Below are 26,163 nucleotides of genomic sequence, written 5' to 3' on the forward strand. Positions count from 1 at the left end.
TTGAGCCCGACCTGTGCGAACTGAACTGCGGGCTGAGCCAGGCACGCTTCAACCGACTTTCACGCGGCCATGCGAGCGCCGCGTGAATTGAATACACTGTGTGGCTCACGAGCCGGCGCCGCTGCTGCCGTTGCAACCATTGCACGCGGACGTGGCAAGCCGGCCGTCCGTCATGGCCTCTCACACGAAAGACGCACAGGGACACACAATGATCGATTTGCGCAGCGATACCGTAACCCGTCCGACTCCGGCGATGCTCGCGGCCATGTCGGCCGCCGAAGTCGGCGACGACGTCTGGGGCGACGACCCGACCGTGCTGCGTCTGCAGTCGACGCTTGCCGAACGTACCGGCAAAGAGGCCGGTCTGTTCTTCCCGAGCGGCACGCAAAGCAACCTCGCGGCGTTGATGGCGCACTGCGCGCGCGGCGACGAATACATCGTCGGGCAGTTGGCCCACACGTACAAATACGAAGGCGGCGGTGCGGCGGTGCTCGGCAGCATTCAGCCGCAACCGCTTGAAAATGCAGCAGACGGTTCCATTCCGCTCGACAAGATCGCGGCCGCGATCAAACCGATCGACAACCACTTTGCGCGCACACGTCTGCTGGCGCTGGAAAACACCATCGGCGGGAAAGTGCTGCCGGAGGGCTATGTCGCCGAAGCAGTCGGGCTTGCACGCGAACGCGGTTTGTCGGCGCACCTGGACGGCGCGCGCGTCTTTAACGCGGCGGTCGCGTCGGGCAAGCCGGTTGCGGCGCTGTGCGAGCCGTTCGATTCGGTTTCGATCTGCTTTTCGAAAGGCCTCGGCGCGCCGGTCGGCTCGGTTCTGGTCGGCAGTCAGGCGCTGATCGACGTGGCCAACCGCTGGCGCAAGGTGCTCGGCGGCGGCATGCGCCAGGCGGGCGTGCTGGCGGCGGCCTGCCTGTATGCGCTGGAGCACAACGTCGAGCGTCTCGCCGACGACCACGCGAACGCCGCGCATCTGGCGGCGGGTCTTGAAGCCATCGACCAGGTGAAGGTGCAGTCTGTTGCAACCAACATGGTGTTCGCGCAGTTTCCGCAGCAGCATTGCGCGCCGCTCGAAGCCTGGCTCAAAGAGCGCGGCATTCTTACGCAGATGTTGTACGCGTCGAGGTTCGTTACGCACAAAGACGTGTCGCGTGAGGACATCGACACGTTCATCGCGGCAGTGAAGGGGTACTTTGCCGCACGTTGATTGCGTGCCGCTCGGGAGGCGATCGAGCGAAACGCGTCACGTGACATATTGATCGCCTCAGCGAACCGGCATTGCGCGGTGTCCGTCCGGCCGTGCTGACCCTCGCCATCGAGCGGATATCAAGCTGTAATCAATTGACGAGAACGGGCGCGCTGTCCAATAGCGCGCCCGTTTTCATTTCTCCGACGCTTTCGCGTGCGCGCCCGCGCGATGTGACGGTGCAAGGAGCCGCAATCCGCTCGCCAGACTCGCCGCGCCCGCGAAGAAGGCGCCCGCGCCGAGCGCGAGCGTCGGCCCGTGCCGGCCCGCGATTCCGAAGCTCAACGCGACCAGCGCCGCGCCGGTAGTCTGGCCGAGCAGCCGCGCCGTCGCGACGATGCCGCTTGCTCCGCCGCTGCGCTCGGGCGGCGCGCTCGCCATCAGCGCTTTCAGATTCGGCGACTGGAAAAAGCCGAAACCCGCGCCGCAAATCGCCATGCGAATGCCGATGTCGAGCACATGCGGATGCACCGGCAGTAGCGCAAGCGAGGCCATCCCCGCCGACATCACCGCGAGCCCGACGGCGCCGAGCAGGCCGGGCGGATAGCGGTCGGACAAGCTGCCCGCGAGCGGCGCCGCCAACGCGACGACGACCGGCCACGGCGTCATCAGGAAGCCGGTTTCAACCTGGCTGCGGTGCAGTACATCCTCGAAATAAAAGGGCAGCGAGACGAACGCCAGGCCTTGCGCGGCGAACGAGCACACGGCGGTCACTGCCGACAGCGCGAACACGGGCCGCCTGAAAAGATCGACCGGCAGCATGGGCGCCGGGTGCCCGGCTTCACGGCGAATCAGCAGCAGGCCAAAAATCACCGTGACGGCAGCGGCGCTCAGCACGAGTTGCGTCGATGCGCGCTGGGCCGCTTCGCCCAGCGCAAAGATCAGTGCGGCGAACGTCACCACGTTCAGCAGCGCGGCGAGCGGATCGAAGTTGTGGGCGCCGCGCTCCGTGTGCGGCAGCGCAGGCCATGCGAAGGCCAGCGCCAGCACGCCGAGCGGCACATTGACGGCGAATAGCCACGGCCAGGAAGCGACCGAGAGAATCAGCGACGCGACCGTGGGGCCCACCGCAAACGACACGCCGACGATCAGCGCGTTCATGCCGAGCCCGCGTCCGAGCCGGTGCGGCGGATACAGGAAGCGGATCAGCGCGGTATTGACGCTCATGATCGCGCTGGCCCCCAAGCCTTGCAGCACGCGTGCGCCCGCAAGCATCGGCAGGGTCGGCGCCATCGAGCAGGCGAGCGACGCGATGGTAAACAGCGCAATGCCGCCGATATAAATCCGCCGATGCCCAATGATGTCGCCGAGCGCTGCAAGCGGCAGCAGCGTCGCGACCATTGCGAGCTGATAAGCGTTGATGATCCACACCGATGCAGCGGGCGCCGCGTGCAGATCGGCGGCGATCGCGGGCAGTGCGGTGTTGGCGATCGCCGTGTCGAGCGTCGCGAGCGCGACGGCAAGCATGATCGCCGCCATCGCACTGCGGTTGGCGGCGGACATGGGAGCATCCGCGGGAAAGGGCGGCGCGGATGCCGCGCTCAGCTTGTCGGACAAGGCATGGCTCGTCGGGTGTGCGTGTCGACGCGGCAGAAATCTGAACATGCGGCGCGCGAGTGGCAAGGTTGTGCATAACGCAAGGCGCGGGCTTGTTGGGCGAAGCCCAAGGCCGCCGCGCGGAGAATGTAGCGATTGTTACAGAGCCCGGGAAATCCTGCAGCGCACGCGGGCGCTGTAAGGTGGATGAAAATCGAATGTGCATGCAACTAACTGTCAGCCCCGCGGCGCGCCTTCGAGTTGGCGCGCGCCGTCGCAGGTTGTGCGCTGTCGCCTGTTGCGCACGGCACCGCTAGCCGTCACACGCTTGATACGCTTGTCGCCAGCATCAGCCAGATGAAGCTTGAAACTCAATCGCTTGTTCGGCCGTCCGGACGTTAGGAGCCGAAAAAATAATTGCTTCTGTCACGTGATTTGCGTCGCATCCTGTCACGCTTGCGGCGAACACCTTCACACTTTGGCATCACTGGTCCGATCAACCGATGCACGCGCGCAGTGCCCGTTCACGCGCGCCTTGCACCGTGCGCGTGCGCAAAAGTGGCCGGCTCTGTACGTGGCCGCGCAGACAGGCGGGCATGGCATGTGCGTGACCAGCACCCGCGCTCGCCGGCATCCGGGAGTCGTAAAATGTCCTACTCTGATTCTTAACCCGCCTGACCGGCACGCGCCTCCCGTCCGTCATCTGTGCGGTTCGCGCATGTCGCAGCGTTTTTTCCCGGAGGCTTCGATGACAGCCGTCGATCTGGAATTCGACCAGCTCAACAGTACCGTCGACGCGCTACGGCGCTCAATTTCCAATCGCATGATGTACGGCGTCGGCAAGGACGCCGTCACCGCGCATCCGCATGACTGGCTGCACGCCGCGGCGCTCGCCGTGCGCGACCGGCTCGTCGCACGCTGGATGAAGACCACCCGCCTGCAATACGAGCAGGACGTGAAGCGCGTCTACTACCTGTCGATGGAGTTCCTGATCGGCCGGACCTTTACCAACGCGTTGCTCGCGCTGGGCATTCACGATCAGATGAAGGAGGCGTTGGCGAGCCTCGGCGTCGACATGGACGCGCTCATCGATATAGAGCCCGACGCCGCGCTCGGAAATGGCGGTCTCGGCCGGCTCGCCGCATGTTTTCTCGATTCGATGGCGACGCTCGGCATTCCGGGCTTCGGCTACGGCATCCGTTATGAATACGGCATGTTCCGACAGGAGATCGTCAACGGCGAGCAGGTCGAGGCGCCCGACTACTGGTTGCGCGCGGGTAATCCGTGGGAGTTTCCGCGGCCCGAGATCAAGTACACCGTGCATTTCGGCGGCCGCACCGTGCAGCGCGGCGATCAGGTCGAATGGATCGACACCGAGCATGTGAACGCAACGGCATACGACACGGTGATTCCCGGCTACGCGACCGACGCGACCAACACGCTGAGACTGTGGTCCGCGCGTGCCACCGACGAACTGGACCTCGGCGCGTTCAACCGCGGCGACTACCGCAATGCGGTGGACACGAAGAACATGTCGGAGAACGTGTCGCGCCTTCTCTATCCGGACGACTCGACGCCGGCCGGTCGCGAACTGCGGCTGCGTCAGGAATACTTCTTCGTCTCGGCGACCATGCAGGATCTGATCCGCCGCTATCAGCGCACGCACAGCACGTTCGGGCGTTTCTCCGAAAAGGTCGCGGTGCATCTGAACGACACGCACCCCGTGCTCGCGATTCCGGAGCTCATGCGTTTGCTCGTGGACGTGCACCACCTGCCGTGGGACAAGGCGTGGAAACACGTCACGCAGATTTTCTCGTACACGAACCACACGTTGATGCCCGAAGCGCTCGAAACGTGGGACGTCGAGATGCTGTCGAGGCTGCTGCCGCGGCATCTGGAGATCATCTTTGAGATCAACGCCGGCTTTCTGAAGCATGTCAGCGAGCGTTCGGGCCATGACGCCGAAATGATCCGCCGTATTTCTCTCGTCGACGAATACGGTCAGCGGCGCGTGCGCATGGCGTATCTGGCGATTGTCGCGAGCCATAAGGTGAACGGCGTGTCGAAGCTGCATTCGCAGCTCATGACGCGGGACATCTTCGCTGACTTCGCGCGCATTTATCCCGACCGCTTTACGAATGTGACCAACGGCATTACGCCGCGGCGCTGGCTGTCGCAGGCGAGCCCGTCGCTGTCGTCGCTGATCGATCAGCGGATCGGCACGCATTGGCGCAGCAATCTGTTCGAGCTCGAGCAGCTACGCGAGCTACGCAGCGATAGTGGCTTTGTCGAAGCATTCCGTGAAGCGAAGCGGCAGAACAAATTGCGCCTCGTGCAGCGGCTTGCACATCACACGAAGCTGCATTTCGATCCTGATGCGCTGTTCGATCTGCAGGTGAAGCGCATTCACGAATACAAGCGGCAGCTGTTGAACGTGCTGCATGTGATCGTGCGCTATAACCAGATTCGCGCGAATCCGGAGCACGATTGGGTACCGCGTGTCGTGATGTTCGCCGGCAAGGCGGCATCCGCTTACCGGATGGCGAAGACGATCATCAAACTGATCGGCGACGTGAGTCAGAAGGTCAATCACGATCCGCTGATCGGCGACCGCCTCAAAGTGGTGTTCGTGCCCAACTACGGCGTGAGCGTGGCGGAACTGATCATTCCCGCCGCGGATCTGTCCGAACAGATTTCGATGGCAGGCACTGAAGCGTCGGGCACCGGCAATATGAAGCTCGCGCTCAACGGTGCGTTGACGATTGGCACGATGGACGGCGCGAACATCGAAATCTGCGACGCCGTGGGCCGCGAGAACATCTTCATCTTCGGTCACACGGCGGACGAAGTGGACGACCTGCGTGCAAGCGGCTACCGGCCGCGGCAAGTGTACGAGGAGAACGCCGAGCTGCGCATGGCCCTCGACCAGATCCGCAGCGGTTATTTCTCGCCCGACGATCCGCTGCGCTTCTCCGATATTTTCCACACGCTGGTGGACTGGGGCGATCACTACATGGTGCTTGCCGATTTCGCCGCGTTTGCGAAGGCGCAGAGTGAAGTGGACGCGCGTTTCGTCGACAAGCGCGCGTGGACCGAGAGCGCGATCGAGAACGTGGCGGGCATGGGGCAGTTTTCGTCGGATCGAACGATCAGCGAATATGCACGCGAGATCTGGCGCGTCGATCCGCTCAATCTGGGCTGAGCTTTTGCGTTACTCCGCTGCGGATCGCGTGACTTCCGCAGCGGCGAAAAAAAAGGCCGCGCGTCAGTTGAACGACTCGCGGCCTTTTCTTGTTGAAGCTCTGTTACGGCGTGAGGTTTTCGACGGCCCGATTCGCGTAGAGACCCAATTGAGCACGCGGAAAATCGAACAGCACGTCGATATTCTGCATGCCCATCAGACCGATCACGATGCGGTTCTCGCCCGGTTGCGCCTTGACGATGGTCACTTGCGCGTCTTCGTAGCGGTGCACCCAGTTGCCCGAGCCGACCGCTGTGTTGTAGTTGCCCTGTATCAGCACTTTGCCCACGCTGTCGTCGCCGGTCCAGTTCGGCGCGGTATCCGTTTCAATGCGGATCATGCCGGTGGTGGCCGTGGCGAACACGAGCGGCGCGCAGAACGTCATCTTGTCGCCGACATTGATGCAGCCTCGCGGCCATTGCATCGTGCCGTCGTTCGATACGGTCATCGGCACGATTGTGTAGTCCTTCGTGATGGCGCTCGACGGACTCAATAGCAGATACGGCTTCGCGAAGTTCGAGTGCACGAGATACCGCTCGCCGATGTGGCCGGCCAATGCGCGTAGTGGCTGTGTGCAACAGACGTCGCCCGGTTGCGCTGCGCCCACGCCGAAAAGTCCCGAGAAGGCCCAGCCGAATTCGCCGCTGTAGCCGTCCATCGCAACGCAATGTCTCGAGGTGGCCTGGCAACTGACGGTGTCGACCGCTTGCGCGCCGATCTGTACGGCCTTCGATCCAGCGACGCTCAGCGGCAACTTCACGGCCGCGCCGGAAACCTGCGCGCCGTTCGCGAGCAGCAACGTGCTGGCCGGCGCGGCGCTCGCATAGTCAGACTCCGGCAGCACCGATTTCAATACACGCACACCTTGCGTGCCCGTATCGAGCGCGACGTAGACGGGTTTGCCGTCCAGTTCGACCGGCAGGCCGAGGCGCGCGTGATCCTCGTCGGCGCGTTCCACATGGAGTGGAATCAGCACGCCGTCTTTGCCGCCGTTGATCAGCGAGACCGCGGGAGCCGGCGGCGTGGGCGTCGGGAAAGTGACCGAGCATCCGCTCAACGTCGATAGCGCGCCAGCGGAGACCAGCACAGCAGCGGTGAAACGGGAAAAGTGACGGTGCAGGTGACGGCACGCGGCATCGACAATAGGTAGGAACATGGGGCACGCTCGCAAAAGCGCGGTCCCTGGCGAAGGCGATGCATACGACCGCTTCACGGAAAGAGATGCACCGGCAAGGCGCCAGCACAAGGCACCAGCAAAACGCACCAGCAAAGCCACCGGCTCTTACTGGTTGCTAGCAGTGCGAGCAGAGTGCCCCGATGCCGCGGCACATGCGGCTCGTGCGGCAACGCGAGGCCTGCGCCAGGGAACGCGCGATAACAGAAGCGGCGACTCTACCTGCGCACCAGCGCGCACTTGCAAAGATGTGTGAAGACCTGGAGCGTGGAGCGACGCGCAGCAGCGGGGTCTCTTGACGTCGATGGATATACCGCGCTGTGAGCACTGCCGGCGTTGGTTGCTTGAGCCCGCGAGCGCGGGCCCCGCTTTGACTTGCTCAGGCTTTCTGCGCCGCAGACGCAGCTGCGCTTTTAGCTTCGTTCACGGCCGCGCCGACGCGCTCGACGAACTCACGATCGACGCTCGAAAGCGCCTCGCGTTCGCCGTTGGCCGTTTGCACCATCAGACGATGCGTGATGTCCTGCGTCACCCAGGTGAGCCAGCCGACAACCACCAGCATCACGCCACACACGATGCCCACCGGCGCGTGCAATACGCCGCCAACAATCCCGCCGACGAGCCCCAGCAGCGAAATGGTGACGGGCAATACCTTGTTCTTCTCCACGGTGACGACCTGCACGCTGACGATGTCGCGCAGCGGAAAGACCTGGCCAGCGGATGAGAGCGCGTTGCGCGTGACAGACACGCCGCGATCGTTGAATGGGTTTTCCATCGAGATTGAATGCAAGCTGTTGCAAAGGGCGCAGGGTACCAGACTTCAAAGTTCCAACGGAAATCGGTTCTTTCATTGCCCGGCAGCGGATTGACTAGCGGGTCGCGGCGGGCAAGTACCCGATCCTGGCTGCGCACAGAAAAGCGCAGCATAATCGGAGGCACCAGGCGCACGGGGCGCACTGAATGCAGGTGCTTTCGCAACAGCTTTGCATGTGCGAACCATCAGCGCTTCGCAACGATTCAAAAGGTCAGATCGTGAAATCCGGACAAGGCGCGATATGCGTCGCTCTCATCGCCGCTGCGCTATTCGGCGCCGCCACGCCGTTGGCCAAAGCGTTGCTCGGATCAGTCGATCCGTTCATGCTGGCGGGACTGTTCTATCTGGGCAGTGGAGCCGGGCTCGGCCTGGGTATCGCGTGGCGTTCACTGACGTCGCCGGGCTCGCGACCCAGCACCGGCCATCGCATCAATAAAGGCGAGCTGCCTTGGCTCCTTGGGGCAATTGCTACGGGCGGCGTAGCGGGGCCGGCGCTGCTGATGATGGGACTATCGAGCACGCCGGCGGCCACGAGTTCGTTGTTATTGAATCTCGAAGGCGTATTGACCGCCGTAATTGCCTGGGCGATTTTCCGCGAGAATGTCGACGTTCAGGTCTTCCTCGGCATGGTGGCGATCGTCGCGGGGGGCATGATTCTGTCGTGGCATCCCGGATCGACGCGCATTCCCGTCGGGGCACTCCTGATTGTCGGCGCGTGTCTGTGCTGGGCTATCGACAACAATCTCACGCGCAAGGTCGCTGCAAACGACGCAATGGTGATCGCGTGCGTCAAGGGCCTCGTGGCCGGTCCGGTGAATCTCGCGATTGCGATCGCCGCCGGCGCTTCGCTTCCATCTGCTGGAACCGTGGCGGCGGCCATGCTGACCGGGTTAGCCGGCTATGGCGTTAGCCTCGTGTTGTTCGTCGTCGCTCTGCGCCATCTCGGTACGGCGCGTACCGGCGCTTACTTTTCGGTCGCACCGCTGTTCGGCGTGATGCTGTCACTCGTCATCTGGCCTGCGCTGCCCGATCTGTCTTTCTCAGCCGCCGCTCTTCTGATGGCGCTCGGAATCTGGCTCCACGTGCGGGAAAGGCACGAGCATCGACATAGTCATGAGCGACTCGAACACACGCACCGGCATCGTCATGACGAACATCATCGGCACGAGCACGACTTTCCTTATTCCGGCGACGAGCCGCATACTCACCCGCACGTCCATCTGCCGGTCACGCATTCGCATGCGCATTTTCCCGATATTCATCACCGCCACCGCCATTAGCGCCCGGCCGCGATAGGCAAGGGCAGTCATCCGCTTGCGCTTAGCGCCTTGAAAAGCGCGTGATGATCGAATGGTTTCTGACAGCGCGGATAGTGACGATAGCGTGCATCCACCGCGTCGATTCCATAACCTGTTGCGAAAACGAACCGTATATGTCTCGATGCGAGCGCGTCCGCCACCGGATAGGACGGTTCACCATTCAGATCGACGTCGAGAATCGCCGCGTCAATGTGTTCGTTGCCTTCCTCGACCAACGTGACAGCTTCGCGCGCTCCCGAAATCGGTCCAACAACGCTTGCTCCAGCGCCTTCCAGCACGGTGGAGAGCGCAAGCGCGACCAGGTAGTCGTCTTCGACTACCATGATCCTTTGACCTGTGAGCACGTTTGCGAACCCCATGTTCAACCCCTTTTGACCGCTGCCGCTAATGAACCGCAGGCATCGGTATTTCGATATGACACGAGACGCCGTCCGCATTGAACAGGAGCGCCGTCTTTGCGCCGAGAGTGAACTGCAGCGCCTTTTCGATCAATTGCCGGCCGAAGCCGGTCCGCGTGCTGTCCGGAGCGACACGCAAGCCGCTTTCGATCCAGTCGAACACCAGCGACGCAGCGCCCGGCAGTTCCGTTTCGACGCGCCAGCGCACCGCGAGCCGCGCCTCTTTGTCCTTGAGTGCGCCGTACTTCACCGCATTGGTTGCCAGTTCATGCAGCACCAGTGCAATTGTTTGCACGTTCCGAAAACCCAGCGGCACGACGGGCCCGCGCAGTTCGATGCGCTCGCTGTCGGCCACACCGAGCGCATCCAGTTCGAGGCGCACGATCTCCCGCAGATCGATCAGATTACCGTTTGCGTCGCCGATTAGCCCCTGTAGACGCCCAAGCGCCGCAAGGCGGCTCGTGAACGTGTCGAGTGACGAATCGCCTGCGAGCGTTTGTTGCGCGATTGACTGGATGACCGCCAGCAGATTACGCGTGCGGTGCTGCAGCTCCGCAATCAGAACCTCCTGACGTTCTTCCGCGTGCACCATGCCCGTTATCTCGACGAAGGCGATAACCACACCGTCGGTTTGCCGGTCGCCGTTGCGATAGGGGGCGAGGCGCACGAGAAAATGCGAAAGGCCGTCTTTCCCGCTGACCTGGCGCTCTCTCGGCTGGTTCGTAGTGAAGACAGCTTCGATATCGAGTTCCAGTCCGGGCAGATCGAGATGGCTGACGAGTTCCGTGATAGGGCGCCCCCGGTCAATGGGGCGAATATGAAAGATGCCGCCCATTGCCGGCGTAAACGAGCGAATGACCAGATTGCGGTCGAGAAAAACGGTCGCAACCGAGGTGCTTTCGAATAGGTTCTGCAGGTCGCTGTTGGAGCGGTCGAGCGCGTCGATCTTGCCGTTCAGTTCGAGATTGACGGTGTGCAGCTCCTCGTTGAGCGAAACCAGTTCTTCCTTCGACGCCTCCAGCTCTTCGTTCGACGACTGCAGTTCCTCGTTGACCGATACGAGTTCCTCGTTCGACGATTTGAGTTCCTCCAGCGCCGTTTCATACTCTTCGATCATCGATTGCAGGCGTTCGCGCGTGTCGCGCAACTCCTTTTCGAACTGCACGGCCGTGCCGTCATGCATGGACTGAGCGCGCGCAAGCGCCTCCTCGCGCGCGAGCCCCGGGCCCTGGTCCTCGAAGACAACGATATACATGTGCTCGCCGTGCACCTGCTCGCTCAGCGGTTCAACGGTCAGGCTGATGATCTGCACGCGACCGCCTTCGCCCTCGACCACCACGCCTGCGCGCGTAACCGTGCGGCCCGATTCGACAGCTTCGCGGAACACCGAACGCAGATCGAGGCTCAGTCCCTTGCGCGCCAAGGCGAACAGTTGCCGCGTCGGCACGCCGGGGGCCGGCTCCAGGTACTTGCCCGTGCGGCCCGAGTAATACACGACGTCGCCCTCGCGCGTGACCAGCACGTGCGGCGGCGTGAACCGCTCGAGCATGTGGTTGTCCACCACGTGCCGGAGCCCCGCGCTACCCAGCGAAGGACGCGTGGGCGTGAGTGAAGCAATCTGCCCGATCCTCAGCGCGGATATGGTGAGGGGCAAACGAAGTTGCGGCGCGACGTCGGCCCTGCGCCGGAAAATCCGGTGCTTCTTGTCGACGGGCGTAAAGAGTTCGTCGAACTGGCTGACGTTCTCCGACGTGCCCAGAAACAGATAACCGTCCGGACGCAACGCGTAGTGGAACGTCGGGATCACCTGGTTCTGGATTTCACTGCCGAAGTAGATCAGTAGGTTGCGGCACGAGACCAGATCGATGCGCGAAAAAGGCGGGTCGCGAATCACGCTGTGCGGCGAGAAAATACACATGTCCCGCACTTCCTTTGAAAGCACGTAGCTGCTGCCGTCTTCAACGAAGAAGCGACGCCGCCGCTCTTCAGAGACACCTTCGAGCAGCGGAAGCGGATAGCGTGCCGCGCGCGCGACGCCGAGCGCGCCGTCGTCAATGTCGGTCGCGAAAATCTGCACTTGCGGCGCGGCGGTGCGGCCCTCCATCTGCTCGCGCAGAAGCATGGCGATCGAATAGACTTCCTCGCCGGTCGCACAGCCTGGCACCCACACGCGCACGGTATCCTCGGCGCCGCGTCCGTCGAGCAACTTTGGAAGCACCGTGTCGGCAAGTGTCTCGAAAGCCGGGGCATCGCGGAAGAAACTGGTGACGTTGATCAGCAGGTCGCGAAAAAGCGCCGCGACTTCTTCCGGGTCCGCGGTGAGTCGCGCGACATAGGCGTCCGGAGTCTCGATTTCGAGCACCTGCATGCGCCGCTGTACGCGACGCAAGAACGTCTTGATCTTATAGCCGCTGAAGTCGTGCCCCACCTGATTGCGCAGGATCGCGTAGATCGCGTTGCGGGCTTCGTTGAAGTCGCTGGCGTCGCCTTCGCCGGACGGGCCTGCAGCACGTTCGTCGAGCGTATCGAGCCCGTCGAGCATGAAGGCACCCGCTGCGAAGTTGACGAGCTTGCCGCCCATTTGTTCGGCAGGCACCGCGAAATCGACAAGGCCTGTCGCGATAGCGCTTCTGGGCATGTCCGCATGGTGCGGACCGTAGCCGTCGCTAGCCTGGGCAAGGGTAAGTCCGCCGCGTTCCTTGATCGCCTTGATCCCCAGTGTGCCGTCTGTGTCAGCGCCGGAAAGGATCACGCCGGCAGAGAGTTCGCCGACGTCGGCAGCAAGCGTGCTGAGGAAAATGTCGATGGGTTTGCGCTCACGCCGGCTCCTGTCCTGTTCCTGAACATGGAGCGTTCGATTTGCCACGCTTACGACAGCATCGCTAGGCAGCAGGTAGACGTTGTCGGTCTGGATTCGCATGCCGTCGGTGATGGCGTGCACCGGCATATCGGTAAAGCGCGCCACGATCTCAGGCAGCATGCTTTCGCGGTCCGGGCTCAGGTGCGTGACGATCACGCAGGCGAGACCCGGCTTTTGAGGCAGTCCGCGAAAAAAGCCTTCCAGGGCCTCTACTGCGCCAGCAGAGGCTCCCACGCCGACAATGGGGAAGTCGGTGGCTGGCGCCATTGTTTCTCCTTGGTTCATGCCTCGCTACGGCCGTGGGTGCGCTCGATATGCGTTGTGCGCACCGCGCCGTTGCCGCCGCCGGACACTGCACGACGTGCAACGTCCTCGTTCAGCAAGCACAAACCGACACCCTCGACTTCACTGACGGTGCCGTAGCGGCCTTTATTGATTTCTTTCCGTACGAACGAAGCCAGATGCTCCGCCAAGCTGACATTGGATGCATGCTTGCTGAGCACGTGAGCCTTTCGTGACTGGTGGGATCACTCAATCTTACCCTTTCGATGCCACGACCGGCGCATTTGCCGCTTTGGGAGCCGCCTTGGGATCGGTCATGCAGCTGGTCACGCAACGACCGTTCCCGCTGCGCCGGGTGGATAGCCGGGCAACCGGATATGGCCCGAACCGGCTTGAACCGGCGAGTGCTGCTTACCTGCCGGCAGACGGGCGCAAATCCGCCGGCTTGCGGGTGATGCGTCGATATCCGGCGTACGGGGAGGTCGGCGCGCTGCCGCTTGCGTCGGTCACCGCGTTGGACGATGATGGTGCGATGGTCTTCGCCTGTGTGCGTGGGGGTAAATGTCATGGCTACTTTCGGTATCGACGCTGTGCGTATCGACCCTTCGACCGACCGCATCACGCACGTGCGCTGGGCGGCTGTCGATCCGGCAACACGTAGCTGGCTGTCTCCCACTTCGATTGTCGAGGTGCCTCAGGTCGTGGCCGCTATCCGTCGCGGCGACGCCGTCTGGTCTCTCTTTACGCTCGGCGGCACGCGCTTTCTCGGGCCGAAAATCGTGGCCGTCGCGCATACCAGCGGGCACGACGGGATCGACACCGACGTTCCGGACGGCCACATCGAAAAATGCATTGACGACCTGCCGCGCATCTAGCGCGCGGTCGGCTTTCGCTGCACTTCGTCGGCTACCGCAATTCACCACCTCGGCCGGTGGTCCGACGATTGGTTGCGCGCCAGGCTTGCAGCGGGCCCGCTGCATGTTGTTTATCGAGTCATGTCGATTTCCCAGTAGTCGGATCGTCGTATCGGTGTGTCCAACTTCTCAACTGAAAGGCTGACCATGACTACTGGAACCATCCGACTCCACCGTGTATTGCGCGCGCCTGCGGAACGCGTCTACCGAGCGTTCCTCGAACCGGACGCACTGGCGAAATGGCTGCCTCCGTATGGCTTTACTTGTCAGGTCCACCATTACGAAGGGCGCGTGGGCGGTACCTACAAGATGTCGTTCCGCAATTTCGGCAGCGGCAATAGCCACTCGTTTGGCGGCGAGTATCTCGAACTCGTGCCGTCCGAGAAGATCCGCTACACGGATCACTTCGACGACCCCAACCTGCCGGGCAAGATGTCCGCGACGATCACATTCCGCCGGGTGTCGTGCGGGACCGAGGTCTCGATTCTGCAAGAAGGCGTGCCCGAGGTCATTCCCGTCGAAATGTGCTACCTCGGCTGGCAGGAATCGCTGATGCAACTCGCGAAACTGGTCGAACCCGAGATCGCCGACTGACCAGCGACACCACCGATTTTGTCCGGCGCCATCTGCGCGTAGACTGAATACAGGTCCCGCTTCCGCGTGTAACGTGTCGTTCGTTGCATGCGGACGACGTGCTGCAAAGCGGCGATCTGCTGCAACGCGGCATACGACCAGGCGGGCGCCGGCTCACGACGGGAGGTGGCGATGACCGATTTCAACGAGGCGCGCGAGCGGATGGTCGAGCGGCAGATCGTCCGGCGCGGCATTCGCGATCCGCAGGTGTTGGCCGCAATGCGCGTTGTACCGCGCGAGGCTTTCGTGCCCGATTATGTTCGGGATCTGGCGTACGAAGACAGACCCCTGCCCATCGGCAACGAGCAGACCATTTCCCAGCCAGCCATTGTCGCCACGATGATCGAGGCCGCGGAACTCCAGCCCGGCGACATCGTGCTCGACGTGGGCACCGGTTCCGGCTATGCGGCTGCCGTCGCGGCGGCCATTGCCGCGCATGTTTATTCGGTCGAGCGACACGCGGAACTCGTTGCCACGGCCCGCGACATCCTCGCGCGGCTGAATATATCCAACGTCACCGTTCATCTTGGCGACGCCACGACAGGCCTCGCGGAACACGCGCCGTACGACGCGATCATTGCGGCGGCGGGGGGGCCGCATATTCCCGCTGCATGGCGCAACCAGTTGGCTATCGGCGGCCGGATCGTCATGCCGGTTGGCCGTGAGCTGCATTATCAACGGCTCGTCAAACTGGTTCGCCGCGGCGAAGACGACTATCGCAGCAGTTCGCTCGGCGAGGTAAGTTTCGTGCCGCTGGTAGGCGCCGACGCGTGGCCCGGACCGGATGCGGCTCAGTGCGATGCGGGCGGCACAGTCGGGACCATGGACCCAGGCGGCACAGGCGGCACAGGCGGCGCGGACGACCGGCGTCCGTGCCCGATGAGCGCCGGCGCACACGCCAGCCGGCATCGCTTGCTCGCAGTGGCTTGAACGGTATCGCACGGCGCCGGGGAGGCATCGACATGAACGGTTACCAGATCACGTTTTTCACACAGCACGATCGCCGTCATCGCGGCAAGCCGGTTGCCGACTGGCTCGTCCATCTGGCCGGCGAACTCGGCCTGCGCGGCGCGACCGTGATACCGGCAAGCGAGGGTATCGGCCACCATCGCCGCGTGCACTCGTCGCACTTTTTCGAACTGGCGGACCAGCCGTTGTCCATCGTGATGGCGGTGACGACCGAAGAATCCGGCCGATTGTTCGAACGCCTGCGGGCCGAGGGCGTGCATCTGTTCTACGTGAAGACAGCCGTGGAATTCGGCGTAGTTGGCGACGAGAACAGCGGCGGGGTCGCGAATTAAAGAGCCGCATTGATCGCGACACAGCGATCAATGCGGCTCTCGTGAGCGTGTCGAAACGAATGTTAGCCGTCCGGCTACGCGTTGGCATTCAGCCGTGTTGCTGCTTGCGCGCCCATTGCGCGAGACCGGCGCAGGCAATCAGCAAGCTGCCCGTGACGAAGAACACTGAATGCAATCCCAGGGCCACACCGATCTGCCCGCCGATCACCGGCCCGATCACCTGGCCGCTGAATTGCGCGGATTGCAGATAGCCGAGCATCTGGCCGGTTTTGCTTTCGTCGACGGAGTGCCTTGCAAGCTTTGAGATGGCTGGCAGCAGACCGGCGAGGCTCATACCCATCAACAATCGCAAGCCGGCGAGTTGCCACCATTGCGTGACGAAGGCTTGCGGAATCATCGCGATACCGGTCACGATCAGACACGCGACAATCACGTTCCAACTGCCGATACGGTCGGCGAGTGCGCCAAGCCGGGCCGCCGTCAATATGCTGCCCAGCGCGGAACACGCCATGACTACACCGGCGATACGAGTAATGTTCCCGGGCGCCACGCCGAGCCCGCCAATGTAGACGGTGATGATCGGTTCGATCGACATGTTGGCGAGCAGCACCATCATCGCGGTGGCGAGCAGCGCGGTGACGATCGCGTAGTTCGTGCGACGGGCTGGCGGTGCCGCGCTGGTCGCTTTGCGGGCGGCGGCGTCGGCAGGATGAAAATCTTCTTTGACGACGAAAATGGTCAGCAGGGCCGCGACCGCGATCATGGCTCCTCCCGCGAAAAACGTGCCGCGAATGCCGAGCCACGCAGGCAACACGCCGCCGACCAAGGGGCCGATCAGACTGCCGGCCAGCGCGCCGGTCGACAAGATGCCGAGCGCCCAGCCCGCGCGCTCGCGCGGCACCTGAGTGCCGACCATAACGGTAGACGCGGACGCATAACCGCCGACGAGTCCCGCAATCAGCCTCAGCGCGACGAGTTGATGCACGGTATGCGCGACGCCGATCAGCGACATGACCACGGCCATGCCTACAGCCGCGCGGACCAGCATGGGCTTGCGACCATAGCGGTCGGCAAGCCGCCCCCACAGCGGCGCGGTAACGGCGGTGCCGAGGAACGTCGCGCCGAATGCGATGCCCGACCATTCGATGATTGCCGACTGCGATGACACGCCGAGTTGCTGCACATACACCGGCAGGAACGGCAGCAACATGCTCAAGCTCACGAGCGTGGTGAACGATCCGAACACGCAGACAACCAGATTGCGCCGCCAGTAGTTTTCGTTGCGTTCGGCATAACCTGGCCGCGCGGACTGCAGTCCGGAAGAGAATGGGGAGCTGGCTGTCTGGTTCATGTCGTCCTCTGCGCGATGATCCGACCTGTGTGAGTCCAGTCAGTCTAGATTGCATCGCATCGCGCGAGAATCCACGGCACCCGGAAGATATTCTGCCGCCGAACGGTTTAATCCGGGCCGGTGATACTGCCGAGTACCTTGAAGTGCTTGCGCAGACGTGGCGCGGCAAAGTCGACGAATGCACGCACCTTGGGAACCGAAAGCCGCCCATGCGGTGTGAGCAGATGAACCGGCAGCGGCGCCTGTTCGCTGTTGGGCAAAACGATTTTCAGCGATCCCTTTTTGACTTCCTCGGCGACGTGATACAGGAACATCCGCGTGACGCCGTGACCGGCCGCCGCCGACGCGACGGCCGCACGAATCGTATTGACGATGAAGCGCGGCGTAAACTGAACGACCTGCGGTATCGGCGAGCCGCTCGACGTGGGAAAGGTCCATGAGTCCACGCCGAAGTGCGTCATTGAAATAATCTGGTGCTGTGCGAGATCGGCGGGGACCTTGATGCGCGGATGCTTTGCGAGGTACCTGGGCGAAGCAGCCACGACGCGCCTGACTTCACCCACGGGGACCGCGACGAGCGTCGAATCGGCAAGATGCGCGATGCGCAGCGCCACGTCGATTCCTTCGTCGATCAGGCTCACCGGCCGGTCGAGCAATTGCAACCGGATCGATACGGCGGGAAAGCGTTCGATGAATTCGTCGACGATTGGCCGCAGCAACTCTTCGCCCGCGGCGACGGGCGCGGTCACCGTCAGCAGACCGCGCGGCGCCGAGCGTTCGTGCGCGACGAGCATGTCCGCTTCTTCGAGGTCGGTCAGGATGCGCCGGCAGGCGGACGCATAACGCTTGCCCGCTTCGCTGAGCTTGATGCTGCGCGTCGTACGATGAAGCAGCGCCGTGTCCGTATGTGCTTCGAGGAACGCAATCGCACGGCTCACGGCCGCGGGCGAGCGGCCTAGCCTGCGGGCCGCGCCCGCAAGACTGCCTTCGTCCAGCGCGGCGATGAAAACTTTCATCGCGTCGATTCGGTCCATGGCGATTCCCTCATGCTCGACCAGGTGATGGTGCAAGCATTATCGCTTCACGACCGCGCAAAAATAGCGACGCCGCACCCGTAAAAGTGACGGCGTCGCGACGCTACGTTATTGCGGGCGGTCTCAAACGATCGCGATTACCACGTCGATATTGCCGCGAGTCGCCTTCGAATACGGACACGTTTGATGTGCGGCATCGGTGAGCGCTTGCGCGGTCTCGCGGTCGATTCCGGGCAGGCTGACGTTCAGCCGCGCTTGCAGGAAATAGCCGCTGTCGTTCATCGCCAGATCGATTTCAGCGTCGACGGCGGTGTCTGCCGGCAGTGCGACTTGCAGCTTCTTCGCGGCGAGCCCCATTGCGCCGATGAAGCATGCGGACCATCCGGCAGCCAGCATCTGCTCCGGATTCGTGCCGGTCGCCGACGCGCCGGGCGAGCCGAGCTTGACGTCGAGTCTGCCGTCCGAACTGCGCGATGCACCATCGCGTCCGCCGGTGGTATGCGTTTTGCCGGTGTACAGCACCTTGGTTGATGAGTTCATGATTGAAGTTCGCTTAATAGGTGGTGGGAACAGGTTGATCTCGAGTCTGACGCTTAGCTACCCTGATAAAGCTTGTTCAGTGAAGCGATCTCACCGCTTTTCGTCGCGCGAGCCAGTTCCTGACGCACTTCGGCACGGCTTTTCGCCGCAGTTTGCGTCGGCGCCCATTGGTGCGTTTGCTGCGCGTCCACATTGCTCATCGCAACCGTGGGATTGGCGGCAAAAGCGGAAAGAGTGGTGGCGGAAAGGGCCAAAGCCACAGCGATCGTAGATACTTTCATGTCGTGCTCCGTAAGAGATAAAGTAAAAAGCGTCCGTGGACCAGGAGCGCGCCGCAGTTCCGGTAATGCCGGCAAGATTGCGTCAGGAGCGCTGCCCGTGTTCCGTCGTTGAGGCATTAGAACGGCGGCGGGTATCTGGCTTGTGTCAGCAAAGCGGCGTATTGCAATGCTGTGTATCGCGTAAAGCCGCATATACACTGCGATACAAAGCCGCCGCCCGTGCAGTGAGATTTAGCGCATGACGCATCTGGCGATTTCCCGGCTCTCTGACCTGTTCGCGGATGCCCCCGTGGATGAGCTTTTTGTCTGACCGAACCGCGACGCCGCGGGGCCGCCACGGGCCTTGGTGCAATGTTATGTGTCAGGCGCCAGCCCGGATACATTGCGACATAAATCGCCGCTCTCCGCGCGCTATAAAGCAGACATTGCACTATCAGGAGAGTCCGCATGAACACCCATTTGCTGAAAGGAAGCTGCCACTGCGGGGCCGTCAAATTCGAAGTGAACACGCCTGTCGCACCCGCGGCGCGCTGCAATTGCAGCTTGTGCCGGCGCAAGGGCGCGCTGATGACCCCGCCGTTCACGGCTGACCAGCTGACGATCAAGCAAGGCGAGGATGCGCTGACGCTGTACCAGTTCAACACGCGCGTGGCGAAGCATTTCTTCTGCAAGCACTGCGGTATTTATCCGTTTCATCAAACGCGCAAGGATCCGAAGCTCTGGCGCGTCAATATCGGTTGCCTGGAAGGCGTCGATCCGTATACGCTGGATGCCGGTCTTTCCGACGGCGCCAGTCTTTCCGTCGTGGAGGACGCATGAGGCGGCTGCTGGCAATCATCGCGTTTATCGCGGGCGGCATGGCTGCGGAATGGGCGCATCCGGTGCAGTGTTCAATGCTGTGTGCGAGCCGGGTGCAGGTGAAACGTCAAAAGAGATGATCCATTGATGGACACGATCGACCACGTACTGATCGTCGACGACGATCGCGGAATCCGCGAACTGATCGCCGGCTACCTGGAAAAGAACGGCATGCGGGTTTCGCTTGCCGCCAACGGACGACAGATGCGCGCCGTGCTGGATCAAGGCGCGCCGGACCTGATCGTGCTCGATCTGATGATGCCCGGCGAAGACGGCCTCGTCCTGTGCCGCGAGTTGCGCGCGAGCAAGTTCCGCACGGTGCCCGTGCTGATGCTGACAGCGCGCAACGAGGAAGCGGACCGCATACTGGGTCTGGAAATGGGCGCCGACGACTATCTGCCGAAGCCGTTTGCCGTGCGCGAACTGCTCGCGCGCATTCGCGCCGTGCTGCGCCGCGCGCGCATGCTGCCGCCCGGCATGCAGGTAACGGAAACTGCGCAAATGCTGGAATTCGGCGACTGGCGGCTCGACACCACGGCGCGTCATCTGCTCGACTCGGAAGGCACGATGGTCGCGCTAAGCGGCGCCGAATACCGTCTGCTGCGCGTGTTTCTGGATAATCCACAGCGCGTGTTGACGCGCGACCAGTTGCTCAATCTGACGCAAGGCCGTCAGGCGGATCAGTTCGACCGCTCGATCGACCTGATGGTGAGCCGCCTGCGTCAGCGCTTGCGCGACGTCGCGCGCGAACCGCGTTACATCAAGACGCTGCGCAGCGAGGGCTATGTGTTCTCGGCGTCCGTCAGTGCGATCGAGGATCAGCAATGAGCCTTATTTCGTCGCTGCACTGGCCGCGCACGCTCTTCGCAAGGTTGACGGTGATCCTGTTCTTTGGGCTCGCCTCTGCGCAGGCGTTGTCGTTCTGGCTCACCATGACCGAACGCGACCAGACCATGACGAACGTGATGATGGGCTACATCGAGCGTGAAGTCGCGAGTTCCGTCGCGCTGCTCGACCATCTGCCCGCTAACGAACGTGCACAGTGGCTGCCGCGTCTCGCGCGGCGCAGCTACGAATTCATGCTCGGGCCGGGCGTGAGCGGTGGACCGGTGGACGCCAATCTGTCGGCGCGTGTCGCACGGTCTATCGACGAAGGCATAGGCACGAATTATCCGCTCACGGTGAATGCGGTCCCGGGCGACCGTGAACGGCTGCAGGTTCACTTGAAGCTCACCGACGGCACGCCGCTCACCATCGACATGCGCCCTATGTCCGGCGCGCCGTTATCGCGCTGGCTGCCGCTCGTGCTGCTGCTGCAACTCGTCGTGCTGCTTGGCTGCTGCTGGCTGGCTGTGCGCACGGCCACCCGCCCGCTGCACGATCTGGCCGTCGCCGCCGACGCGCTCGGCCCGGATCTCAAGGCTGCGCGTCTGAGCGAAAGCGGGCCGTCCGAGGTCGCCCGCGCGGCGCGTGCATTCAATGCGATGCAGGAACGCATCGCGATGTACGTCACCGAGCGCATGCAGATTCTCGCGGCCATTTCGCACGATCTGCAAACGCCGATTACGCGCATGCGTTTGCGCGTCGACATGATGGACGCTGAATCTGAAGGCATCAAACTGCGCCAGGATTTGCAGGAAATGGAAGCGCTCGTGAAAGAGGGCGTCACCTATGCGCGCACCTTGCACGGCGCAACGGAATTGCCGTGCCGTATCGACCCGGATGCACTATTCGACAGTCTGGTTTGCGATTATGTCGACGCCGGTCAGGCGGTGTCCTTGCAGGGCCGCTTCGGCATGCCGCTCATGACGCGCCCACAGGCGCTGCGGCGTATCGTCGGCAATCTGGTGGATAACGCTCTGAAGTTCGGCGGCAGCGCGGAGATCGACGTGACGATGTTGCCCGGTGGACAGGCGAGCGTTGCCGTGCTCGACCGCGGCCCTGGCATTCCGGCCGATTCGCTCGAAGATGTGTTCCAGCCGTTCTATCGGCTGGAAGCGTCGCGTAACCGTCAGACCGGCGGAACCGGGCTTGGCCTCGCAATCGCGCGGCAACTGGCGCTTGCCATGGATGCAACGCTCGGACTCCATAATCGTGCCGGCGGCGGCTTGGAAGCGAGGCTCACGTTGCGCAACCTGGTGATGGCGTCGCCTGCCGCGGTGGCGTAGAGCGGCCACGGCAGTGTTCGCTGCAATGCATATCACGATTGATCGTTTGGCCGCGGCGGCGTGCATTGCTAGCATCGTCGACTTCTTCATGAAGCGCCGCTGCCGCAATGACCCCAAGCAAAACGTCGCCCGATCTGCCGCCATCGCGTAGCCGCCGCCGGCTGCTGGGCCGTCTCGCCGCAGGCGGCCTGGTCGCGTCGCAAGCTGCGGCCGCTGGCGAGCTGCTGCGGCCGCTCGAAGTCGCACCGTCTAGCCGCACGCCCGGCGCGCCCGTACTCGATCATCCCTATGGCGTGCCGTCGCCGCGCGAGGCCGATGTGGTGCGCCGCAGCGCACGCGCATGGCCGCTGCCCGGCGCGGCCTCGTCGATGACGCCGCTCGCCGATCTTTTCGGCACCATTACGCCAAACGGGCTCGTCTACGAACGTCATCATGGCGGCGTGCCCGACATCAATCCAGATCAGCACCGCCTCGCGATTCATGGCCTCGTGCGCACGCCGAAACTGTTCACAATGGACGATCTGCTGCGCCTGCCTGCGGAGTCGCGAATCCACTTTCTCGAATGTTCGGGCAACACCGGCAGCGAGTGGAACGGTCCGAGCGGTCTGCCCGTACAACTGACTCACGGCCTGTTGTCGTGTTGCGAATGGACGGGCGTGCGTCTTTCCACGTTGCTGGAAGAGGTAGGCGGCGTGTCGACGCAAGGCAAGACCAAAGACGGCCCATGGCTGCTCGCTGAAGGCGCGGACGCCGCCGCGATGACCCGCAGCCTGCCGCTCCATCGCATACTCGATCGCGCGCTTGTGGTCTACGCGCAAAACGGCGAGCGCTTGCGACCGGAGAACGGCTATCCGCTGCGGCTGATCGTTCCCGGATTCGAAGGCAATACGAACGTTAAATGGCTGCGGCGGCTGAAAGTGGTCGACGCGCCGCTGCAAACGCGCGAGGAGACGTCCAAATACACGAATCTGCTGGCCGACGGCAGCGCGCGCCAGTTCGTGTTCGAAATGGACGCGAAGTCTGTCATTACCCGGCCGTCGCCGGGGCATCGCCTCACCACGCATGGTTATTACCCGATCAGCGGCATTGCGTGGTCGGGGCGCGGCACCATTTGCAAGGTCGAAGTGTCGACCGATGGCGGCGCGTCCTGGCGGCTTGCGCGTCTGGAGAGCGCCGCACGCGATCGCGCGCTGACGCGTTTCGAAGCGGATTGGCGCTGGGACGGCGCGCCGTCCGCGATTGTTTCTCGTGCCACCGATTCCACGGGCTACGTGCAACCCACGCGTGCGGAACTGGTCGCCGCGCGCGGCCTGAATTCGCAGTACCACTACAACGCGATCCAGCAATGGCGCGTCGATGCCAGCGGCGAGGTGCGCAATGCGTGAGCGCCGTTCAACCGGTAGTTCCGTCCGTTCAGCGTGCGTCGCGCTGGTGTCGATCATGGCGCTCGTTGCATGTTCAACGGTTGCTCCCGATGCCCGCAATGTAAGCGTGCCGCACGATATCGGCGCGCCGCTCACGGAGCAGGCTATCGCCGCATGGAACATCGACGTGGCGCCCGACGGCCGCGGCCTGCCAGCGGGCAGCGGCGATGTTGCGACCGGCGCGCATGTGTTCGCCGCGAAATGTGCGGCGTGCCACGGTGCGCACGGCGAAGGCGGTCTCGGCGATCCGCTGGTGGGCGGCCAGGGCACATTGTCGAGCGCAAAGCCCAAGCGCACCGTCGGCAGCTACTGGCCGTATGCAACGACACTCTTCGACTATATCCGCCGCGCGATGCCCTACAACGCGCCCCAATCCCTTTACGCCGACGAGGTCTATGCGCTCAGCGCTTTCCTGCTGAACCAAAACGGCATCGTTCCCGCCGATACGCGGCTGGACGCAGCGTCGCTGCCGCGTGTCGCCATGCCCAATCGCGACGGTTTCGTGTCCGATCCGCGTCCCGGACGACTGTGACGCACCGCGCAAACAAAGGCTCGCGCGCGGCGCTCGCGCGTTGAAACATCGGGTTTATCACTCCAGCAGATATCCGTATCGGATTTGCTTCGTTGTCCTCGCGCGTGTGCGCCGGTACATTCATCTGACTGCGCCGGAACGGCGCTCCGCGAACAGATACGACGAAGAGTTTCCCGTGACGACAGCCTTTGCTCCCACCGCCGCGCACGACGCCGGCGGCGCCATCGCCGATCAGCACATCGAGATTCGCGCTTTCGACGGCCCCGTCGGGGCCGAAGTGCTCGGGCTCGATCTCAGCAAGCCGCTCAGCCCGCAAAACTTCGCGCGCATTCACCGCGCGCATCTCGACCATCATGTGCTGGTGTTCCGCGATCAGCGCATCACGCCGGACGAGCAGATCGCATTTAGCCGCCGCTTTGGTCCGTTGCAAATTCACGTGCTGCACCAGTTCCAGTTGCCTGGCTATCCCGAAGTTCTGGTGGTATCGAATATCGTCGAAAACGGGCAGCCAATCGGCCTTGGCGATGCGGGTCACTACTGGCATTCGGACCTGTCGTATAAGGAAAAACCGAGCCTCGGCTCATTGTTGCACGCGCAGGAATTGCCGGCCGAAGGCGGCGACACGCTGTTCGCCAACATGCACCTTGCGTGGGACACATTGCCCGCGCATCTGCGCAGCGCGGTGGAGGGCCGCTCCGCCGAGCACACCTATCTCGCGAAATACGCCGAGTTGCAAAAGCGCAGCCCGTGGCGGCCGAATCTCTCTGCGGAGCAGATCGCGCAGGTAAAGCCGGTGGTCCATCCAATTGTGCGCACGCACCCTGAGACCGGGCGCAAGGCGCTGTTCGTGAGCGAACATTTCACGACGCGCGTGATCGGTTTGCCGGAAGACGAAAGCAGGCAATTACTCGATGAAATCTTCACGCATAGCGTGCGTGCCGAGCATGTGTACCGGCACCGCTGGGCCGAGCACGACATGGTGTTCTGGGACAACCGCTCTTTGATGCACCTTGCGGCGGGCACGCCTGACCATCTGCGCCGCAAGCTTTATCGCACGACGATTGAAGGCGATGTGCCGTTCTGATTACGCCTCGTGCGCCGAGCGTGGCGCTATAGCTGACATCTCAGACAACTCAAACAATTCACACCTCTCGCCGACCGGAGTTCCGATGTTTGCCAGGTTTCATTCGACCGCCGCGCGGTCGTTGCTTGCCCGCCGTTTCGCTGCCACGTTGATCGCCGTCTCTGTCGGCGCGGCCGGCATGAGCGCTGCCGCGTCTGCGCGAGCCGAAGGGCAGATCCGTATCGCCGAGCAATTCGGCATTGTCTATCTGCTCTTAAACGTTGCGCGCGATCAGCAGTTCATCGAGAAGGAAGGCCGCAAGCAAGGTCTCGATATCAAAGTGGATTGGGTGCAACTCTCCGGCGGGGCAGCCGTCAATGACGCATTGCTGTCGGGCGCGGTGGACATTGCAGGCGCCGGTGTGGGTCCGTTGCTGACTATCTGGGACCGCACGCATGGCAAGCAGAATGTGAAGGGCGTGGCTTCGCTCGGCAATCTGCCGTACTACCTGGTGAGTAACAATCCGGACGTCAGGAGCATTGCCGATTTCAGCGCTAAAGACCGCATCGCCGTTCCCGCAGTGAATGTGTCGGTGCAGTCGCGCGTGTTGCAATATGCCGCGGCGAAGCGGTGGGGCGACAAGGAATACAACCGCCTCGACAAATACACACAGGCACTGCCGCATCCTGATGCGGCGGCGGCGATCATTGCGGGCGGCACCGAGATCAGCGGGCATTTCGGCAATCCGCCGTTTCAGGATCAGGAACTCGCAGCGAACCCGAAGGCGCATATTGTGTTGAATTCGTACGATGTGCTCGGCGGCCCAAGTTCGGCAACGGTGCTCTACGCGACGGAAAAATTCCGCGACGGCAATCCAAAGACTTACCGCGCTTTTGTCGATGCACTGGCCGACGCGTCCAGGTTCATCGCCGCCAATCCGGAAGCTGCGGCCGACATTTATGTGCGCACGAACAAATCGAAAATCGACCGTGCGCTGCTGCTGAAGATCATCAGAAATCCGCAGGTGGAGTTCAAGATTGCGCCGCAAAACACATTGGGGCTCGCGCAATTCATGTATCGCGTGGGTGCGATCAAAAACGAACCGAAGTCGTGGAAAGACTATTTCTTCGACGACCCCGCAACGGCCGCCGGCAGTTGAGCATGACGCGCCGCGTTTTTAACATC

The 26,163-nt window shown here is 62.8% G+C and carries 24 protein-coding genes; 14 read left to right on the top strand and 10 right to left on the bottom strand.

Annotated features, from left to right (window positions below; all coding sequences use genetic code 11):
- Positions 1-208 precede the first annotated feature (208 nt).
- Positions 209-1,216, top strand: a complete 1,008-nt coding sequence (gene ltaE / locus H281_RS0115735; RefSeq protein ID WP_020068089.1) for a low-specificity L-threonine aldolase — start codon at positions 209-211, stop codon at positions 1,214-1,216.
- A 174-nt stretch (positions 1,217-1,390) separates the two neighbouring features.
- On the opposite strand, the gene H281_RS0115740 is transcribed toward ltaE, so the two are convergent.
- On the bottom strand, positions 1,391-2,758 hold the full coding sequence (locus tag H281_RS0115740) for an MFS transporter (RefSeq protein WP_027804639.1): 1,368 nt from the start codon (positions 2,756-2,758) through the stop codon (positions 1,391-1,393).
- A gap of 781 nt (positions 2,759-3,539) precedes the next feature.
- On the opposite strand from H281_RS0115740, the gene H281_RS0115750 reads away from it, so the two are divergent.
- Entirely contained in the window at positions 3,540-5,993 is a 2,454-nt protein-coding gene (locus H281_RS0115750; protein ID WP_027804640.1) for a glycogen/starch/alpha-glucan phosphorylase, read from the top strand.
- Positions 5,994-6,096: 103 nt separating this feature from the next.
- On the opposite strand, the gene H281_RS0115755 is transcribed toward H281_RS0115750, so the two are convergent.
- On the bottom strand, positions 6,097-7,188 hold the full coding sequence (locus H281_RS0115755; protein WP_020068093.1) for a hypothetical protein: 1,092 nt from the start codon (positions 7,186-7,188) through the stop codon (positions 6,097-6,099).
- Positions 7,189-7,585: 397 nt separating this feature from the next.
- On the bottom strand, positions 7,586-7,981 hold the full coding sequence (locus H281_RS0115760; protein ID WP_020068094.1) for a DUF6232 family protein: 396 nt from the start codon (positions 7,979-7,981) through the stop codon (positions 7,586-7,588).
- Between the two features lie 257 nt (positions 7,982-8,238).
- Between H281_RS0115760 and H281_RS0115765 the strand changes: the two genes are divergently transcribed.
- On the top strand, positions 8,239-9,300 hold the full coding sequence (locus H281_RS0115765; protein WP_027804641.1) for a DMT family transporter: 1,062 nt from the start codon (positions 8,239-8,241) through the stop codon (positions 9,298-9,300).
- 26 nt (positions 9,301-9,326) lie between these two features.
- Here the strand turns inward: H281_RS0115765 and H281_RS0115770 are convergent, their stop codons facing one another.
- Genes H281_RS0115770 through H281_RS34690 form a run of 3 tightly spaced genes read right to left on the bottom strand, consistent with a single transcriptional unit; the run spans position 9,327 to position 13,100 of the window.
- On the bottom strand, positions 9,327-9,698 hold the full coding sequence (locus H281_RS0115770; RefSeq protein WP_020068096.1) for a response regulator: 372 nt from the start codon (positions 9,696-9,698) through the stop codon (positions 9,327-9,329).
- A gap of 25 nt (positions 9,699-9,723) precedes the next feature.
- The gene (locus tag H281_RS0115775; RefSeq protein ID WP_020068097.1) at positions 9,724-12,864 is read right to left on the bottom strand and encodes a CheR family methyltransferase; all 3,141 of its coding nucleotides are present in this window, start codon (positions 12,862-12,864) and stop codon (positions 9,724-9,726) included.
- Positions 12,865-12,878: 14 nt separating this feature from the next.
- Complete coding sequence (locus H281_RS34690) at positions 12,879-13,100, bottom strand: type II toxin-antitoxin system ParD family antitoxin (protein ID WP_020068098.1); 222 nt, start codon at positions 13,098-13,100, stop codon at positions 12,879-12,881.
- Between the two features lie 345 nt (positions 13,101-13,445).
- On the opposite strand from H281_RS34690, the gene H281_RS0115785 reads away from it, so the two are divergent.
- The 4 genes from H281_RS0115785 to H281_RS0115800 all read left to right on the top strand — a co-directional run bounded on the left by H281_RS0115785 (position 13,446) and on the right by H281_RS0115800 (position 15,727).
- Positions 13,446-13,754, top strand: coding sequence for a hypothetical protein (locus H281_RS0115785; protein WP_020068099.1), 309 nt, complete (start codon positions 13,446-13,448; stop codon positions 13,752-13,754).
- A gap of 186 nt (positions 13,755-13,940) precedes the next feature.
- Positions 13,941-14,387: an SRPBCC family protein gene (locus H281_RS0115790; RefSeq protein ID WP_027804642.1), complete on the top strand. Its 447-nt coding sequence runs from the start codon at positions 13,941-13,943 to the stop codon at positions 14,385-14,387.
- Between the two features lie 171 nt (positions 14,388-14,558).
- Positions 14,559-15,356, top strand: a complete 798-nt coding sequence (locus H281_RS0115795; RefSeq protein ID WP_020068101.1) for a protein-L-isoaspartate(D-aspartate) O-methyltransferase — start codon at positions 14,559-14,561, stop codon at positions 15,354-15,356.
- A gap of 32 nt (positions 15,357-15,388) precedes the next feature.
- Positions 15,389-15,727, top strand: coding sequence for a DUF190 domain-containing protein (locus H281_RS0115800; protein ID WP_020068102.1), 339 nt, complete (start codon positions 15,389-15,391; stop codon positions 15,725-15,727).
- 88 nt (positions 15,728-15,815) lie between these two features.
- On the opposite strand, the gene H281_RS0115805 is transcribed toward H281_RS0115800, so the two are convergent.
- The 4 genes from H281_RS0115805 to H281_RS0115820 form a co-directional block, all read right to left on the bottom strand.
- Positions 15,816-17,078, bottom strand: a complete 1,263-nt coding sequence (locus tag H281_RS0115805; RefSeq protein ID WP_020068103.1) for an MFS transporter — start codon at positions 17,076-17,078, stop codon at positions 15,816-15,818.
- 107 nt (positions 17,079-17,185) lie between these two features.
- Positions 17,186-18,112: a LysR family transcriptional regulator gene (locus H281_RS0115810; protein ID WP_020068104.1), complete on the bottom strand. Its 927-nt coding sequence runs from the start codon at positions 18,110-18,112 to the stop codon at positions 17,186-17,188.
- A gap of 123 nt (positions 18,113-18,235) precedes the next feature.
- Entirely contained in the window at positions 18,236-18,652 is a 417-nt protein-coding gene (locus tag H281_RS0115815) for an organic hydroperoxide resistance protein (RefSeq protein WP_020068105.1), read from the bottom strand.
- Positions 18,653-18,705: 53 nt separating this feature from the next.
- Complete coding sequence (locus tag H281_RS0115820; RefSeq protein ID WP_020068106.1) at positions 18,706-18,933, bottom strand: DUF4148 domain-containing protein; 228 nt, start codon at positions 18,931-18,933, stop codon at positions 18,706-18,708.
- Between the two features lie 447 nt (positions 18,934-19,380).
- On the opposite strand from H281_RS0115820, the gene H281_RS0115825 reads away from it, so the two are divergent.
- From H281_RS0115825 to H281_RS0115860, 7 genes are all read left to right on the top strand, one after another.
- The gene (locus H281_RS0115825) at positions 19,381-19,752 is read left to right on the top strand and encodes a GFA family protein (RefSeq protein ID WP_020068107.1); all 372 of its coding nucleotides are present in this window, start codon (positions 19,381-19,383) and stop codon (positions 19,750-19,752) included.
- Between the two features lie 126 nt (positions 19,753-19,878).
- Entirely contained in the window at positions 19,879-20,619 is a 741-nt protein-coding gene (locus H281_RS0115835) for a response regulator (RefSeq protein ID WP_020068109.1), read from the top strand.
- On the top strand, positions 20,616-21,959 hold the full coding sequence (locus H281_RS0115840; protein WP_020068110.1) for an ATP-binding protein: 1,344 nt from the start codon (positions 20,616-20,618) through the stop codon (positions 21,957-21,959). The genes H281_RS0115835 and H281_RS0115840 overlap by 4 nt, the downstream gene beginning before the upstream one ends.
- Before the next feature lie 107 nt (positions 21,960-22,066).
- Complete coding sequence (gene soxC / locus H281_RS0115845) at positions 22,067-23,344, top strand: sulfite dehydrogenase (RefSeq protein WP_020068111.1); 1,278 nt, start codon at positions 22,067-22,069, stop codon at positions 23,342-23,344.
- Positions 23,337-23,915 (top strand): c-type cytochrome, encoded by a 579-nt coding sequence (locus H281_RS0115850; protein ID WP_020068112.1) that lies wholly within the window; start codon positions 23,337-23,339, stop codon positions 23,913-23,915. The genes soxC and H281_RS0115850 overlap by 8 nt, the downstream gene beginning before the upstream one ends.
- Positions 23,916-24,090: 175 nt before the next feature.
- Positions 24,091-24,999, top strand: a complete 909-nt coding sequence (locus tag H281_RS0115855; RefSeq protein WP_027804644.1) for a TauD/TfdA dioxygenase family protein — start codon at positions 24,091-24,093, stop codon at positions 24,997-24,999.
- Positions 25,000-25,084: 85 nt separating this feature from the next.
- A complete protein-coding gene (locus tag H281_RS0115860) occupies positions 25,085-26,137 on the top strand; it encodes an ABC transporter substrate-binding protein (RefSeq protein ID WP_020068114.1) in 1,053 nt (350 codons plus the stop codon).
- Positions 26,138-26,163: the final 26 nt, after the last annotated feature.

The sequence above is a fragment of the Paraburkholderia caledonica genome (assembly GCF_000383275.1).
GTDB classification, from domain to species: domain Bacteria; phylum Pseudomonadota; class Gammaproteobacteria; order Burkholderiales; family Burkholderiaceae; genus Paraburkholderia; species Paraburkholderia caledonica.

Excerpts from the sequence above, each read along its gene's own strand:
- ltaE (WP_020068089.1), top strand. The coding sequence starts at position 209 with ATGATCGATTTGCGCAGCGATACCGTAACCCGTCCGACTCCGGCGATG.
- H281_RS0115740 (WP_027804639.1), bottom strand. The coding sequence starts at position 2,758 with ATGTCCGCCGCCAACCGCAGTGCGATGGCGGCGATCATGCTTGCCGTC.
- H281_RS0115750 (WP_027804640.1), top strand. The coding sequence starts at position 3,540 with ATGACAGCCGTCGATCTGGAATTCGACCAGCTCAACAGTACCGTCGAC.
- H281_RS0115755 (WP_020068093.1), bottom strand. The coding sequence starts at position 7,188 with ATGTTCCTACCTATTGTCGATGCCGCGTGCCGTCACCTGCACCGTCAC.
- H281_RS0115760 (WP_020068094.1), bottom strand. The coding sequence starts at position 7,981 with ATGGAAAACCCATTCAACGATCGCGGCGTGTCTGTCACGCGCAACGCG.
- H281_RS0115770 (WP_020068096.1), bottom strand. The coding sequence starts at position 9,698 with ATGGGGTTCGCAAACGTGCTCACAGGTCAAAGGATCATGGTAGTCGAA.
- H281_RS0115775 (WP_020068097.1), bottom strand. The coding sequence starts at position 12,864 with ATGGCGCCAGCCACCGACTTCCCCATTGTCGGCGTGGGAGCCTCTGCT.
- H281_RS0115785 (WP_020068099.1), top strand. The coding sequence starts at position 13,446 with ATGGCTACTTTCGGTATCGACGCTGTGCGTATCGACCCTTCGACCGAC.
- H281_RS0115790 (WP_027804642.1), top strand. The coding sequence starts at position 13,941 with ATGACTACTGGAACCATCCGACTCCACCGTGTATTGCGCGCGCCTGCG.
- H281_RS0115795 (WP_020068101.1), top strand. The coding sequence starts at position 14,559 with ATGACCGATTTCAACGAGGCGCGCGAGCGGATGGTCGAGCGGCAGATC.
- H281_RS0115800 (WP_020068102.1), top strand. The coding sequence starts at position 15,389 with ATGAACGGTTACCAGATCACGTTTTTCACACAGCACGATCGCCGTCAT.
- H281_RS0115805 (WP_020068103.1), bottom strand. The coding sequence starts at position 17,078 with ATGAACCAGACAGCCAGCTCCCCATTCTCTTCCGGACTGCAGTCCGCG.
- H281_RS0115810 (WP_020068104.1), bottom strand. The coding sequence starts at position 18,112 with ATGGACCGAATCGACGCGATGAAAGTTTTCATCGCCGCGCTGGACGAA.
- H281_RS0115815 (WP_020068105.1), bottom strand. The coding sequence starts at position 18,652 with ATGAACTCATCAACCAAGGTGCTGTACACCGGCAAAACGCATACCACC.
- H281_RS0115820 (WP_020068106.1), bottom strand. The coding sequence starts at position 18,933 with ATGAAAGTATCTACGATCGCTGTGGCTTTGGCCCTTTCCGCCACCACT.
- H281_RS0115825 (WP_020068107.1), top strand. The coding sequence starts at position 19,381 with ATGAACACCCATTTGCTGAAAGGAAGCTGCCACTGCGGGGCCGTCAAA.
- H281_RS0115835 (WP_020068109.1), top strand. The coding sequence starts at position 19,879 with ATGGACACGATCGACCACGTACTGATCGTCGACGACGATCGCGGAATC.
- H281_RS0115840 (WP_020068110.1), top strand. The coding sequence starts at position 20,616 with ATGAGCCTTATTTCGTCGCTGCACTGGCCGCGCACGCTCTTCGCAAGG.
- soxC (WP_020068111.1), top strand. The coding sequence starts at position 22,067 with ATGACCCCAAGCAAAACGTCGCCCGATCTGCCGCCATCGCGTAGCCGC.
- H281_RS0115850 (WP_020068112.1), top strand. The coding sequence starts at position 23,337 with ATGCGTGAGCGCCGTTCAACCGGTAGTTCCGTCCGTTCAGCGTGCGTC.
- H281_RS0115860 (WP_020068114.1), top strand. The coding sequence starts at position 25,085 with ATGTTTGCCAGGTTTCATTCGACCGCCGCGCGGTCGTTGCTTGCCCGC.